At 50.1% G+C, this 14,120-nt stretch carries 10 protein-coding genes and 1 pseudogene; 7 read left to right on the top strand and 4 right to left on the bottom strand.

The window, feature by feature from the left end:
- Positions 1-14: 14 nt before the first annotated feature.
- The 4 genes and pseudogenes from AC1DF0_RS29730 to AC1DF0_RS29715 all read right to left on the bottom strand — a co-directional run bounded on the left by AC1DF0_RS29730 (position 15) and on the right by AC1DF0_RS29715 (position 2,989).
- Positions 15-674, bottom strand: a complete 660-nt coding sequence (locus AC1DF0_RS29730) for a type 1 glutamine amidotransferase domain-containing protein (protein WP_477577032.1) — start codon at positions 672-674, stop codon at positions 15-17.
- A 150-nt stretch (positions 675-824) separates the two neighbouring features.
- Positions 825-1,451 (bottom strand): substrate-binding domain-containing protein, encoded by a 627-nt coding sequence (locus AC1DF0_RS29725; protein ID WP_477577069.1) that lies wholly within the window; start codon positions 1,449-1,451, stop codon positions 825-827.
- A 63-nt stretch (positions 1,452-1,514) separates the two neighbouring features.
- Positions 1,515-1,691, bottom strand: a pseudogene (locus AC1DF0_RS29720) (LysR family transcriptional regulator); the annotation flags it as partial.
- A 284-nt stretch (positions 1,692-1,975) separates the two neighbouring features.
- Positions 1,976-2,989 carry a zinc-dependent alcohol dehydrogenase family protein gene (locus AC1DF0_RS29715; RefSeq protein ID WP_477577030.1) on the bottom strand — a complete coding sequence of 338 codons (1,014 nt, stop codon included), beginning with the start codon at positions 2,987-2,989 and terminating at the stop codon, positions 1,976-1,978.
- Positions 2,990-3,104: 115 nt separating this feature from the next.
- Here AC1DF0_RS29715 and AC1DF0_RS29710 point away from each other — a divergent pair, with 115 nt between their 5' ends.
- The 7 genes from AC1DF0_RS29710 to trpB all read left to right on the top strand — a co-directional run bounded on the left by AC1DF0_RS29710 (position 3,105) and on the right by trpB (position 14,054).
- Entirely contained in the window at positions 3,105-3,503 is a 399-nt protein-coding gene (locus AC1DF0_RS29710; RefSeq protein ID WP_442048211.1) for a winged helix-turn-helix transcriptional regulator, read from the top strand.
- 177 nt (positions 3,504-3,680) lie between these two features.
- Entirely contained in the window at positions 3,681-5,768 is a 2,088-nt protein-coding gene (locus AC1DF0_RS29705; protein WP_477577028.1) for a prolyl oligopeptidase family serine peptidase, read from the top strand.
- Between the two features lie 539 nt (positions 5,769-6,307).
- The gene (locus AC1DF0_RS29700; protein WP_477577026.1) at positions 6,308-9,385 is read left to right on the top strand and encodes a glycosyl hydrolase family 95 catalytic domain-containing protein; all 3,078 of its coding nucleotides are present in this window, start codon (positions 6,308-6,310) and stop codon (positions 9,383-9,385) included.
- A 176-nt stretch (positions 9,386-9,561) separates the two neighbouring features.
- Positions 9,562-10,332: a class I SAM-dependent methyltransferase gene (locus AC1DF0_RS29695; RefSeq protein ID WP_442048214.1), complete on the top strand. Its 771-nt coding sequence runs from the start codon at positions 9,562-9,564 to the stop codon at positions 10,330-10,332.
- A gap of 12 nt (positions 10,333-10,344) precedes the next feature.
- The gene (locus tag AC1DF0_RS29690; RefSeq protein WP_477577023.1) at positions 10,345-10,467 is read left to right on the top strand and encodes a hypothetical protein; all 123 of its coding nucleotides are present in this window, start codon (positions 10,345-10,347) and stop codon (positions 10,465-10,467) included.
- Between the two features lie 230 nt (positions 10,468-10,697).
- Complete coding sequence (locus AC1DF0_RS29685) at positions 10,698-12,809, top strand: GMC family oxidoreductase (protein ID WP_477577021.1); 2,112 nt, start codon at positions 10,698-10,700, stop codon at positions 12,807-12,809.
- Between the two features lie 84 nt (positions 12,810-12,893).
- Positions 12,894-14,054, top strand: coding sequence for a tryptophan synthase subunit beta (gene trpB / locus AC1DF0_RS29680; RefSeq protein ID WP_477577019.1), 1,161 nt, complete (start codon positions 12,894-12,896; stop codon positions 14,052-14,054).
- Positions 14,055-14,120: the final 66 nt, after the last annotated feature.

Here is a 14,120-nt window from a genome sequence, read left to right as displayed (position 1 = left end):
GGCCTTCCAGGGGTTTATCCTAATTGTGCAATAACGGCTTGGGTTACAGCCAACGTAGACTGAGGATTCTGGCCGGTAATCAAGTTGCCGTCCACCTCATAATGAACCGACCAATTCGGAGCTGCCACATAGATGGCGCCCAGATCGCGAATTTTGCTTTCCAATAAGAACGGAAGATGTTGATCCAGCGTTGTCGCTGCTTCTTCCCTGTCCGTAAAAGCGCTGATCCGTTTGCCTGCAACTAAAGGATTCCCGTTTGATAATTTAGCGCCTACGAGCCCCGCGGGCCCATGGCATACCGCGGCAACGATCTTGCCGGCCTCATAGAATTCCCGCAGCAATTCCTGAAGCTTGCGATTGTCCGGAAGATCATACATCGTTCCATGGCCGCCCGGCAAGAAAATCGCATCAAACTCATCCGCGCCGACTTCATCCAATTTCAAGGTATTCTCCAAATGCTTCTGAGTATCCAATAGGCGCTGCGAAGTGGTTGAATCTACGCTTCCGGGGTCGATGGGTCCTCTGCCCCCGAGAGGGCTTGCCACCGTCACATCGTATCCTTTCTCGACAAACTCCAGATAGGCCTCCGCGAATTCCGTCAACCATATGCCTGTCCGTCTGCCTTCATAAATCTCGTCGTGATTAGTGACAACGATCAACACTTTCTTTGCCATTACGATCAGCTCCTGTACCAAGTAATTTGTTATATGGCCAGTTTAAGTCCAATCTATCTATAAAACAAATCATGAAATAACAGTTAATCCATAAATAAATTTATAGATATTCCAAAAATAAAGATCAAACGTAACGTGATCCGCTGATCTCTATCTTTCTTCGCGAATGATCCTAATGATCTCGTTGATCTCAGGCAGATGCTTGTGCTTTGTTTGATAGGCAATAAATAATTCATTGGTGATTCTCAGGTGCTCGAATATTATTTTCGAACGGCCATTCCCTTGGCCCAAGAGGTAGGTAGGCAATAAGCTAATGCCTGATCCGTTCTTAATCGCTTCGAGAATCATATGTAGATTAGGGATGACATGAACCGGTTTAATTAGTGGGCGATTCCGGAAATGTTCTCTCCACAAACGTCTAATAATCGGCAATTCCAGCCCGTAACTGATCCAGTTCTGCATAGAAAGCCATTTCTCGATGGACGGAAGGTGATCCGTATCGGGAGTTTCCAGACGTTCAGGGGCAACGATCACGAACTCCTCGTCATATAATTTGATATACTCAATTCCTGGAGATACAAACTTCTTCGATGTCACGATGAGATCGGTTTGTTCTTCCTTAAGCATCTCTATGAGTTGGCTCGCCGTTCCAAAATAATGAATGGTATGCATACTGTACTTATTTAAGTTCGGAAGGATTTTCTCGCTAAAAAATTCATGCGCGGTGCCCATTCGAATGACGTTAAGAGTAGGGAGAGACGCTGCTTTCAAATTCATGGTTGTCTCCTCCAGATGTTCGATAAGAGGAGCAACCTGTGAGTAGAGCTCTTTGCCTCTTTCGGTCGGGGTTAATTTCCTTGACGTCCTTGCAAACAGCGACTCTCCAACCTCGGCTTCCAGGGCTGACAAGTGCTGACTCATGGTCGGCTGCGTCATTATCCTCGTTTTGGCTGCTTCCGATAAAGAATTATGCTTATAGATGGCAATAAAACTCCGATACCATTCAAAGTCGACCATAGCCCTGCATTCACTCCTTTCCTAATCTCTGTATCTTAATATAACAAACTCCCAACCCCATTTGTTAGCGCAGTCTCCTCATTTTTGATCCAGATAGTCATCTCATTAATATCCGAAGCCGTCCCATAACCGTGAAGGCTCCAGAGTAGGACAGAGCAGAGGCTTAGTTGAGCAAAGCCAATGATGTGGTTGTAGGCAATGATATAAAATGACGAATACACCGCCATGAAGCTCAAGAACTTAGGCGGTGTATTTGTTATGCTCGGAGTAAATCACCTTGGAATTTAATATCGAATGACAATCTTGCCAAAATACGAGCCCTCCGCAAGGTGGGTGAGGGCCTTAACGGCCTGCGAGAACGGATACTCCGAGTCGATGACAGGGTGAAGCCGATGGTGTTCGATCGCAACGTTCATGTTCTCGAACATGGCCCGGCTGCCTACGTTTATGGCTTGAAGTTTGGCTCTTCGGAGAATGGCCGGAACGATGGCTAAATCTTCGACGCTGGCTCCAGACAGAATGCCGACGATACTGATTTGGCCGCCTACTTTTAATGCGGAGATAGAACGATTAAGCGTTGCCCCGCCTCCGAGATCGACGATATGATCAGCACCTTTTCCTTGCGTAAACTCCAGTACGGCTTTGTCCCATTCCGCCGTTTCCTTGTAATTAATGCCGTAATCGGCGCCTAAGCTTTTTGCGCGTGCAAGCTTTTCATTGCTGCTAGACGTTACGATAACTTTGGCGCCTTGGAGCTTGGCGAACTGAAGGGCGAACAGGGAGACGCCGCCGGTGCCTTGGACGACAACCGTATCTCCTGCTTTGACCTTACCCTCTTCTACGATCGCATGCCAGGCCGTGACCCCGGCGCAAGGCAGAGTCGCGGCTTCGACATCGCTCAAATATTGGGGGACGCGAACTAACCCTTCTTCAGGCAACGCGACATATTCCGCCAGCAGCCCCTGGAGAGGGCTGCCTAAAGTCGTAATCCAATTCTCCTGCGTAGCCTCGCCTGACTTCCAGCTTTGTGTGAAAATCGCGCTCACTCGTTCTCCTATCCGAAACTTGCCGGCATTTTTCCCTAAGGCAACGATTTCGCCTACTCCATCGGACACCGGAATGAGAGGCTCTTTTAGTTCGGGATTGTAGAAGCCGTCTATGACTCCGATATCGCGCGCGTTCAGCGATACGGCTTTCATTCGAATGAGGACTTCACCTCGGCCTGGAGTTGGGACGGGGAGATCGACTTCGGCGACGTGATCGAGTCCGAAGCCGCCTTGAAGGACGTACGTTTTCATTGAGCATCTCTCCTTATCTTAGGTATAGACATACAATAATCCACACACTAAGATGTAGCTAGACGGCACTTTAAAGTCGGTTGCGAACCTTAAGGTGCGTAAGGAGGCGAGGCATATGAAGCCGCGGGATATCTCATTGGAAGATTGCAGCTATACCCATGTGTTGGAGGTTATTTCGAATAAATGGACCGCATTGGTTATCTACTCTTTGGAGAACGGTACCATCAGATATGGTGAGATAATGAGGCGTATCGAAGGCATTTCGCAGAAAATGCTGACGCAAACGTTGAGGCGACTGGAGCGGGATGGCTTGGTCAGCCGGAAAGTGATGCCATCGGTACCACCAATAGTTGAGTATACCTTAACCCCACTTGGAGAGACATTGATTCCATATATGAAAAATTTAGTAGAATGGTCTTCCAATCACTACTCCGCAGTAAGGAAGGCAAGAGAAGAATATGATCTCGGTGACGCGGAAACCATCGTGAATGAAGTGGAACGGAAAGATGCATAGCAATATAAAAACATCGCCATGTGACTATACGCTCTGGCGATGTTTTTTTTGTCTCCAGAGCAGTTGGCGAGGAATGAGTAATAATACACACAATAACCCGAGGAAAAGCCATGTTTGGGGGCAAATCAGTATTATAAAATGATTAATAATATAGGATATTTTTTGGGAGGTTTACCTATGAAGCGTCGACTCATGTACGTTCTTCCGATTTTCATAATGGTTGTAGTTATGGGGCTGCTGATTAACCGACAGGGGAGCAAAGTTGAAAATCAGGACAAACAAATTCTCCCAACGAATACGACTGTGAACCAAGAAATGCCGATTAAAGTTGCCTTAAGCAGCGAGCATAGCGAAGCGCGGTATTTGGCTACCAATTACGACGTAAATGTACACAACGATATTGTCTATGCGAGCAAGGTGAATGAATCAGAAACCAAAGAGCCGTTGAAGTTGGATGTGTATGAGCCGACCAACGATAACAATAAACGAAGACCGGTATTTATCTTTATTCATGGAGGAGGATATAAGGAAGGAAGCAAGTCTGATGCGGCAACCATTTCGAATGAGCTCGCCAAGCGAGGGTACGTCGTTGTGTCCATGGATTACCGCTTGAAAAAAGACCCGTTTGTCAATTTTCAACGCACCTTGTCGGACGCTTACGAGGATATATCCGATGTGATCGGCTGGATTAGCCATAACGCGGAAGCCTATAGAATGGACGCAGAACAACTGGCTATAGGCGGGGATTCCGCCGGAGGTTATTTATCGATGAATGTTGTCAATGAATACTTGAAACGCGATCCGTCAATTGTTCACTCCATATTTGCTATTGTGGATATTTACGGTGGTAAGCTGGAACATAGCGTGGACGAACAATTGCCCCCCGTTATGATTATCCATGGAACGATTGATCAATTAATACCGTACCAACAGAGTTTAGACTTGAAGGATACGTTAGAGGGACAAGGAATATATCATGATCTGTTCACCATGGAAGGTGTCGGACATGACTATAAGAACGATAAGTATATAGACGAGGTTATCGGGACGACCTTGCATTTTCTGTGGAATGTCATGCGTAATTCCGAGAGCGGATGGCTTCCGGCGAGCACGGGGATCAAGGCCGTGTCGGGGGATTCATTCGACATTCGATTGCCTGAAGCCAGTATCGGCCATTCGGCAGAAGGGCAGATTAGCGTTGCCCTGCCGGAGGGATGGTCACTGGATAATGCCGATAGCGATGAGTCTCTTCAGGTGCACATCCCTGCAGGTTTGGAGCGCGGCAATCGTTCGATCTTCGTCACTCTGGAACAAAACGGGGAGGCTGTTCAAAGCTTTGCGATCAATGTCAACGTCGTTGACCCTTTGGAAGAGAGCTTTGAAACGTATTTTGATGCCATTGACCATAAAATAAAAACCCGTATGCAAATCACCAATCGATCCAAAAACAAGTTTAGCGGGACTCTTCAGGTCGATTACGAAACGGAGCAATCGTCTCAGGGGAAATTCACGACGAACGTGGACCAGGTAGAGCCGGGGGATCGTGTATCCTTCCATATCCCGGAGCTGGCAAGAGGGAAGCGGGTCATTCATGCATACAACCAAGCGGGCGCTTTGCTGCAGAAGAAGGAAGATCTATTTAATGCGCTTGTCCTTCAGAAGTCCGAAAAGCCGATCCATATCGATGGAAATCTGGAGGAGTGGAAAGGTCAGACGCCATTCGATGTTAATAAGATAATGATCGCCGATTGGAAAGGGATTGAAGATTTAAGCGCGATCGGTTATATGACTTGGGACGTCGACCATGTGTACCTAGCGCTTGACGTTACTGACGATACACATACCCAAGAAGCGGAGGGGCTCGGCATCTGGAGTGGTGACAGCCTTCAATTGGCGATAGGTTTAGCGAATGATGACGGCAGCCTTCCTCTCGAGTATCACGAATTAGGCATCGCGATGACCGGCAAGGGACAGCTGTCCAAATGGCGTTGGATAGCTCCGAGGGGTTTTAGAGCTGACGATTCAATAAAGCTTGATTATGCCATCGTCCGCAATAATCAACATACGATCTATGAAATGGCCATCCCCATGAGTGAGTTAACCCAAGACATCGCAATGATAAAGCCAGGATTGAAAATGAAATTATCATTGCTTGTCAACGACAATGACGGTGCCGGGCGCAGGGGATGGCTGGAATACAATAGCGGAATAGGAACGGCCAAAGATATTAACGCATTCGGCGATGTTTTTCTGGCAGGGGATTGAATTTCCTCCCGAAAAGCATTCAGAATGGATTCTATACAGGCTAATGGGCCAAATGGCATCAAATAAGCGGTTTGAATGGATTTCGTACAGGCAAACGAGGCACTTTTGGTGAAAATGAGTAAATTGGGCGAATTAGGCTGTATGTTTTCCAATCAAGGGTGCGAATTCGTCTATAACAGGCTATTTGATTGGACGATATCCATTCATACAAAGGTAGAGCTCGAATGAAGAAGGACCTCGTGCCGATGCCAAAATACGAATAGCAGAAAGCTAGCGCGGCGGGGAAAGACTCCTGCTGCGTGTTTTTTTCGACTATTTGTGGAAATTATTCCATTGTTTTAAACGCGCCGAAAACTATGATTAAGGTATAACTCCATGAACCCGCAATTAGACGAGAGGATGCTCAGACACGCATGAACTAAAAAACGAAGCAAAGGAAGGGGAGAGGTTGATGTAGGAGGTTTAAATCGTTTTGAAATGTAAGCGTTTTACTTGAGGTCCGTTATGCCAATATGATATTAAACGGAGGTTATCGGCCAATGAAGATGGTTCGGAAGAAAGGCTCGAGAAAGCTTGCCATTCTGCTGGTAGTCGGCAGTCTTGCGTGGTTGCCCGCAGTACCGGGAACAGGGAGTGTAGCCTCGGCGGCGGATCACGCCATGTCCCAGGCGTTCAATACGTCGACCGGCGTGCTGGATGTAGATTATGCTACGTATTTGTCCAAGCATGACGTCGTGTACCAGTCGCCGGTGTCAGACCCAAAAGGCGCCTTGACCGTCGGCAACGGGCGGGTCGGAGGCATGGTGTGGGACACGCTGGGCGGCATCACGATGCAGGTGTCGGGCGTGGACGCTTCCCAAGAAGGCTTCGCTTCGCAAGGGTTGGTCAATCTGTATACGAATCCGGGGCTCAATGCGGGCTATACGTCGTACAAGCAGCGGCTGTCGCTGTATGACGGCGTGCTCACCACCGAGTATGACAGCAACCGTAAAATTACGATCATGGGTGCGCCGAACTCCGAAGTAATGGGTATCCATGTCGAGGACAGCCGTACCGGCTTGTCCAGCGTCTCCCTGGATCTAAGCCTGTGGGATGTCAGCAACTTCAGCGGCGGCGACGTGCCGGATATCAACACTTGGAGAACGGTCTCTACTTTCGTCGATCCGACGGTCGTTGGACTGAGCAGGGGACAGACGGATGCGAATAACTTCGGCTACACGCTGGCGGCTACCGTCGAGGGAGCCAGCTTCACCACTCAGGCGGTCGGAGGCAACAAGGTCAGGCTGATTATTACCCCATCTTCAAGCTACACGATCTGGATCTCCAGCGCGAGCCGGCTGAACGCGCCGGGCCACAACTCCGTAACCGCCGCCAAAAACCAACTTACCGGTGTCAAAAATACCGGCTACAACGCTACCTTGGCCAGCTACAAAAACTGGTGGCATAACTTCTGGGCGAAATCGTTCGTGCAGTATTCCAATGCATCCGGTGACGCCGACTATATGGAAAGCTTCTACTACTTGAGCACCTACATGATTGCGGCCGGCTCTTACGGCAACTATCCGTTCCACTTTATTAACGGCGTATTTAGCGCCGTTAACGACAACGACAGCGGCAAGTGGAGCAATGCCTATTGGTATTGGAATCAGCGTGACATCTACCATTCCTTCCTGGCTTCCAATCACGCCGATATGGTTAACGTCTTTAACAATTTATATAGCCGAAATTACAATACGCTGAAGGCCTATACGATGACCCGGTACGGAATCGACGGTATCTGGGTGCCGGAGACGATGGGCTGGAACGCCAGCGCGGCGGGAACGATCTACAGCGATTATACGCAGGATACGCTGTCGACGGCGGCGGAAGCGGCTCTGAACATGTATGCGCAGTACAAGTATACGAACGACGCTAATTACTTAAGCGGCACTGCGTATCCGTTCATGCGCGAGGCGGCGAAATTTTATGCCGACATTGTTTCCTACGACAGTGCGACAGGTAAGTATTATATGGCTTCCTCGAACGCTCACGAGCAGCATTGGGACGTGCGGAACGCGATTACCGATCTAGCCGCGATTCGCGCTTTGTTCCCGGTTGCTATACAGGCCAGCGCCAGCCTTGGCATAGATGCAAATTTGCGCGCCGAATGGCAAACCGTGCTGAACAATCTGGTCGCTTATCCTATTGACCCTAGCGATCCGAACAAATACGCGCCGCATACGCCGCCGATTTCTCAGAATCGGAACAACGAGAACGTCGTTTTGGAGCTGGCATGGCCTTACAGCGTTAGCGGCATCGGCTATCCGGATTATCAGAAGCTGGTTAACAACTACAACACACGGCCTTATCCGTATAACTCGAACAACGTATGGGATCCGGCTCCGATTCAGGCCGCCCGGCTTGGTCTCGGCGATGAAGCGTATCTCGGCATGCGGATGATGCTGCAGCGCTATCAGCACTACCCGAACGGAAGAACGACCAATTCCAACGGCGAATTCGAGTATATGGGCGTCCATTTGTCGGCAATGAACGAATCGCTTCTCCAGAGCTATAACGATAAAATTCGGGTGTTCCCAGCACTGCCGACCGAAACGAATTTCGTCAGCAAATTTACGCTGCTCGCCAGCGGAGGTTTTCTGGTCAGCTCCGAGAAAGCGGCTAACGAGATCAAATACGTCGGAATCAAGAGCCTGAACGGCAAGCCGGCTACCGTCGTGAATCCATGGGGAACGCAAGCCGTGCAGGTCAGAAGAATGTCCGACAACGTCGTTATTACGACATCTTCGAGTAGCGAGTTTACGTTCAATACGTCGGCTGGGGCTGTATATGTCGTGGAGCGCACGGCCAAACCTTTTGCCAACTTCGAACATACGCAGCTGACGGGAACGGCCAATCAAGGCGTAAAGTCGCTGAGCGGCACTAACTCCAAGCTGGGTCTGGACGCTAATGGCGGCAGAGCGACCATCACGACCTTCTTCGAGGATTCGAATTACGGAGGCGCCGCCAAAACGCTTGCGACAGGCAGCTACACGACCGCGCAGCTTACCGCGGCGGGCATTCCGAATAACTGGGTATCCTCCGTTAAGGTTCCGCTGGGCTATACGGTGACCATCTATGATAATGATAACTTTACGGGTACGCAGTGGTCGTTCACGGCGGACACCGACTTCCCAAGCAGTACGAATCCAAACGCCAACGATAAAATGTCCTCGATCGTGATTGTGGGGGGCAGCGGAGGCGGTGGCAGCGTCGTGAAATACGAAGCAGAGATTGGAGTCAGAACAGGAGCGGTAGGCATCTATAACGATACGAGCGCCTCGGGAGGCCAAGCGACGGATCATTACTCCAATATTGGCGACTCCGTGTCGGTTGCTAATGTTCAGGCGGGCTCCAAGCTCGTGATTGGCTACTGCACCGCCAACAATCCTGGACGGCTGAGCCTGTACATCAACGGGGTAGATAGCGGCAACGTTACGTTCCCGTCCACGTCCAGCTGGAATACGACGTATTCCACCGTTACGGTGACGGTTCCGATACCAGCGGGCGCTACGAATAAGCTGCAGCGTGACAGCGGCGATGACGGCGCGAATATTGACTATGTGGGCGTGCAGAACTAGAAGTATTGCAGTATATAAAATTTGTAGACATCGCTCAAGGTTACTTACCTTGGGCGATGTTTTTTTATAGAGCCGAATGATAGGTTAGGACTATAATTTATATAGATTTTATATATTTAACTTATAAATAGGACTATGCCATACTATCCCTAACATAAAAGTTGGGAGATGATTCCATGAGTTCCAATCAAGTTTGGCAATCCGATCACTATGACCGTAAGCTTGGATTTGTATCTGAATTTGGGAAGGACGTTGTTCGGCTTTTGAATCCGATCAAGGATGAACATATCTTTGATTTGGGCTGCGGAACCGGAGATTTGGCGAATGAAATAAGCCAAGCCGGCGCACAGGTTACAGGGATGGATTTGTCAGAGACGATGATCGGGCAGGCGCAGCGCAAATATCCTCAAATCCAATTTTTTGTCGGGGATGGAGAACGGTTTACCATAGATTCTACGTTCGATGCCGTTTTTTCCAACGCGGCGCTGCATTGGATGAAGAACCCGGGGGCGGTACTGGCCGGTGTATGGAATAGTTTAAAACCTGGCGGCAGGTTTGTTGCAGAGTTTGGCGGGAAAGGAAATGTGGAAACGATCGTTCAGGCCATTGGCGAGGTGCTGAGAGAGGACTTCGGCATTGATGCGAGCAAGCTGAATCCCTGGTATTTTCCAAGCATCGCCGAATACAGCATCTTGTTGGAACAGCAAGGCTTCCGCGTCACCTATGCGATTCACTTTGATCGACCGACAAAGATCGAGGACAATGAGCAAGGCTTGCATCATTGGCTTAGGGGCTTCGCCGACAACTTCTTCACAGCACTCTCTGAAGCTGAGAGGCATGCCGTTTGTGCGAAAATAGCTGATAAAGCGCGAAACGAATTGTTTCATAACGGTTCATGGTACGCGGATTATAAACGATTAAGAGTAATGGCGGTTAAGCCGGGATAAGGGATAGATTCCATGATGAGAGTGCAATTAGAAGGTATTACCGTATTGTCGGACGATGTTTCACGCTTGGCGAGGTTTTATTATGAAGTGCTTGGATTCCATATCGTTGTTGAAGAGGATCATTACGTTGAATAGATCCGGATGGCAATATTCATTCGCTCTTTGCGGTAAACCCAATAAACGCTTGACCTTAGCGGATGATCGAATAAGCTGGGTATGAATACATCGCTCATGCGGCGGTGTATTTTTGTGTTGTATTCATTACTGCTGATCGAACGAGCGCGCAAGGAATAGATAGGACTTGAACAAGCCGGTGAAAAGGTTAATATGGATATGAGGCTATATTGGGAGGGGCGATCGGGAGAATGAGTCAACATGATGAAACTCAAATTTTGAAAGCGGTTACTGATCGAATGATACCGAAGGATGAGTGGCCATCGGCGTCCGAGGGGGGAGTCCTGACTTATTTGGAGCGCTACGCCGTTCAAGATGCTGCTACCTGGACGGATGTGATAGAACCCGGACTTCGCGCATTAAATGCAGAAGCAGGGAAACTTCATAACCAACCCTTCTCGGAACTGTCGGCTCAGGAGCAAGATCGATTATTGCAAGATTCAGAGCGTGATTTCTTTCAGTACTGGCCTGTTTCGTCTAAACGTTTCTTCGATACGCTATTGAGTCTAGTTGTCGAAGGTTACTATGGAAGTCCGGAATCAGGCGGGAATATCGGAGGCAAGTCATGGGATATGATCGGCTATCGTCCTGGCCCCGCGTCCGGAAAGAATAGTGTGGTCCCGGAAGACGATTTGCCGCAAACCCCGTTCAATCAGTTGAAAGACCGCTATGACGTTATCGTTATCGGTGCTGGAGCCGGCGGTTCGGTTGCGGCTGCGGTATTGGCCGAGGCAGGGCTGCAGGTTCTCGTCGTGGAGCGCGGCAGTTGGCTCCGGTACGGTCAAGTCGGCACAGATCACTTGCGCAATCATCGGTTAAGCAAATATGGGCATAACACGGGGCCTGAGCTGGATGGTAACCCTCGCACCATAATAATGGCAGGCGGGGACAAGCGAATTACGATGCCGTTCGAAGGGGATTACCATAATAATGCAATGACGGTAGGCGGAGGAACGCGGATCTACGGGGCTCAGGCATGGCGTTTTCACCCGAATGATTTCCGCATGGCGAGTCGCTATGGGGTACCAGAAGGCAGTTCGTTAAGTGACTGGCCGATTCAATATGAAGATCTCGAACCCTACTACAATCGGGCTGAGTGGGAGGTTGGTGTCTCCGGTGATGGGAATGCCCATTCTGGACGGGGAAAGCGGCAACATGCTTATCCAATGCCGGCGTTGTCGCCTACTTTGGAGGCTGAACATTTGGCTCGCGGGGCAGAGAAGCTTGGCTGGGAAACAGGGCCGGTGCCGCTTCTTATTAACTCTGTTCAGCGGGATGGCCGGCCGGCCTGCGTGAGGTGCGGCCAGTGCATCGGATTTGCCTGTCCGACCAACAGCAAGAACGGCGGGCACAATACAATGTTAGTAAGAGCCATGGCTACCGGTAACTGCGATCTGATCTGCGATACGTTGGTGGAGCGCATTGATACCGAAGGCGGCAAGCATGCGACCGGAGTTCATCTAGTACAGCAATCGGAGGGCTCCGTGCAGCGACGGCAAGTTCGGGCAGGCCATATTGTAGTTGCTGCAGGAGCTATCGAAAGCGCACGGCTTCTTCTCAATTCCGCAAATGATTCGGAACCGAATGGCATAGGCAATCGGAATGGGCAAGTGGGAAGAAATCTGCAAGGCCACGTCTATGCTGGCGCTTACGGCCTCTTTGACGAGCGGGTTCAAGATGGTCTAGGCCCAGGTGTAAGTATTGCGACATTCCGCTTTGACCATAGTAACGAAAGCGGAATTATCGGCGGCGGGCTGCTTGCTAACGATTTCACCCGGTTGCCGCTTATCCATTGGTATCGGGCACTTGGACCGGATGCGGCGCGGTGGGGGAGAAAAGGCAAGGAAACGATGAGCGAGAGCTACTTGCGAACGAGCCAAATTCAAGGGCCGATCCAAGAGATTTCGAATCCGGAGTCCAGAGTGCGTCTATCGAAGTCGGTCAAAGATCGTTTTGGCATACCCGTAGCTAGCCTATCTGGAAGCGTTCATCCCGAGTCTCTTCGTGCTGCGGAAATGTTGGGAGAGCAAGCGGAGAAGTGGCTATGGGCGGCTGGAGCGCGTGAGGTGTGGCGAACCCGGCCGGGCAGCGGGCTAAGTGCCGGTCAGCATCAGGCGGGTACGCTGCGTATGGGGAACGACCCTTTAACATCGGTCACTGATCCCTTGGGCCGTGTTCATGGATACGACAATCTTTGGGTGAGCGACGGCTCTGTGCATGTGACCAATGGCGGCGTTAACCCGGTGTTAACGATTCTTGCATTGGCTTTCCGCGCCGCAGAAAACCTGGTGAAACAAGGATAAGCAGAACAATAGTAATGAGAGGCTGAAAATTATGGTAATATAGTTTCGATAGATTACTATTTCTATTTATGGAGGCGCTTACTTATGGACCAACAAGTACAGCAAGAAGGATACTTCGGAGAATTCGGGGGCAGCTTCGTCCCGCCGGAATTGCAAGAAGTGCTGAACTATTTGAGCGAGCAATTTAATAAGTTCAAAGACGACCCTGAATTCAATGAAGAGCTTAGCTATTATTTGCGCGAATATGTTGGCCGCAAGAGCCCGCTGACATATGCGGAACGGTTGTCCAAGGCTTGGGGCGGACCCAAAATCTACTTAAAGCGCGAGGATCTGAACCACACCGGAGCTCATAAGATCAACAACGCTATTGGCCAGATTCTGCTCGCCAAGCGGATGGGTGCCAAGCGGATTATAGCCGAGACCGGTGCTGGACAGCACGGGGTCGCTACGGCAACGGCTTGCGCTATGTTTAATATGGAATGCGTCATCTACATGGGAGCCGAAGATACGCGCCGTCAGGCGCTTAACGTGTTCCGGATGGAACTGCTCGGCGCTACTGTCGTACCGGTTGATAAGGGCCAAGGACGACTGAAGGACGCGGTGGATGAAGCACTGGGCGATCTCGTTCGCAATTATAAAAATACGTTTTATTTGCTCGGTTCCGCGGTTGGACCGCATCCGTTCCCGACAATGGTCAAACACTTTCAAGCGGTCATCAGCGAAGAGTCGAAGCAACAGATTTTGGAGAAGGAAGGCCGTTTGCCGGATGCGGTGGTGGCCTGCGCGGGCGGCGGCAGCAATGCAATCGGCGCATTCGCCCACTATATCGACGAGCCAAGCGTCCGCCTGATCGGGGTCGAACCCGATCAAGCGCCAACTTTGACCGAGGGCGTTCCCGGCATGATTCACGGCTTCAAGTGTTTGGTGTTGCTGGACGAGGAAGGCGAGCCGCGGAAAACGTATTCGATCGCCGCGGGGCTCGACTATCCGGGCATTGGGCCGGAGCATAGCCACTTGAAGGTGACGGGACGAGCAGAATATGCCACCGTTACTAACGACGAAGTGCTGAAAGCGTTCCAGGAACTATCCCGCACGGAAGGGATTATCCCGGCTTTAGAGAGCGCGCACGCAGTTGCACACGCGAAGAAGCTTGCGCCTACGATGGATCAGGATCAGATTCTCATCATCAATCTGTCTGGTCGCGGAGATAAGGATGTTGAGCAAGTGTTTCAAATGATTAAATAGTAACAACATTAAATACACCGCCAAGTGGACCTCGTGCCATGGCGGTGTGTTTTTGGTATGTATCAA

This window comes from Paenibacillus sp. 05T425 (assembly GCF_056396205.1).
Note: the sequence above shows the minus strand (reverse complement) of the source record. Positions and strands in the feature narration are given on the sequence as shown.

What these genes read in the sequence shown, in the direction of transcription:
- AC1DF0_RS29730 (WP_477577032.1), bottom strand. Translation starts at nt 674, where the DNA reads ATGGCAAAGAAAGTGTTGATCGTTGTCACTAATCACGACGAGATTTAT.
- AC1DF0_RS29725 (WP_477577069.1), bottom strand. Translation starts at nt 1,451, where the DNA reads ATGAATTTGAAAGCAGCGTCTCTCCCTACTCTTAACGTCATTCGAATG.
- AC1DF0_RS29715 (WP_477577030.1), bottom strand. Translation starts at nt 2,989, where the DNA reads ATGAAAACGTACGTCCTTCAAGGCGGCTTCGGACTCGATCACGTCGCC.
- AC1DF0_RS29710 (WP_442048211.1), top strand. Translation starts at nt 3,105, where the DNA reads ATGAAGCCGCGGGATATCTCATTGGAAGATTGCAGCTATACCCATGTG.
- AC1DF0_RS29705 (WP_477577028.1), top strand. Translation starts at nt 3,681, where the DNA reads ATGAAGCGTCGACTCATGTACGTTCTTCCGATTTTCATAATGGTTGTA.
- AC1DF0_RS29700 (WP_477577026.1), top strand. Translation starts at nt 6,308, where the DNA reads ATGAAGATGGTTCGGAAGAAAGGCTCGAGAAAGCTTGCCATTCTGCTG.
- AC1DF0_RS29695 (WP_442048214.1), top strand. Translation starts at nt 9,562, where the DNA reads ATGAGTTCCAATCAAGTTTGGCAATCCGATCACTATGACCGTAAGCTT.
- AC1DF0_RS29690 (WP_477577023.1), top strand. Translation starts at nt 10,345, where the DNA reads ATGATGAGAGTGCAATTAGAAGGTATTACCGTATTGTCGGACGATGTT.
- AC1DF0_RS29685 (WP_477577021.1), top strand. Translation starts at nt 10,698, where the DNA reads ATGAGTCAACATGATGAAACTCAAATTTTGAAAGCGGTTACTGATCGA.
- trpB (WP_477577019.1), top strand. Translation starts at nt 12,894, where the DNA reads ATGGACCAACAAGTACAGCAAGAAGGATACTTCGGAGAATTCGGGGGC.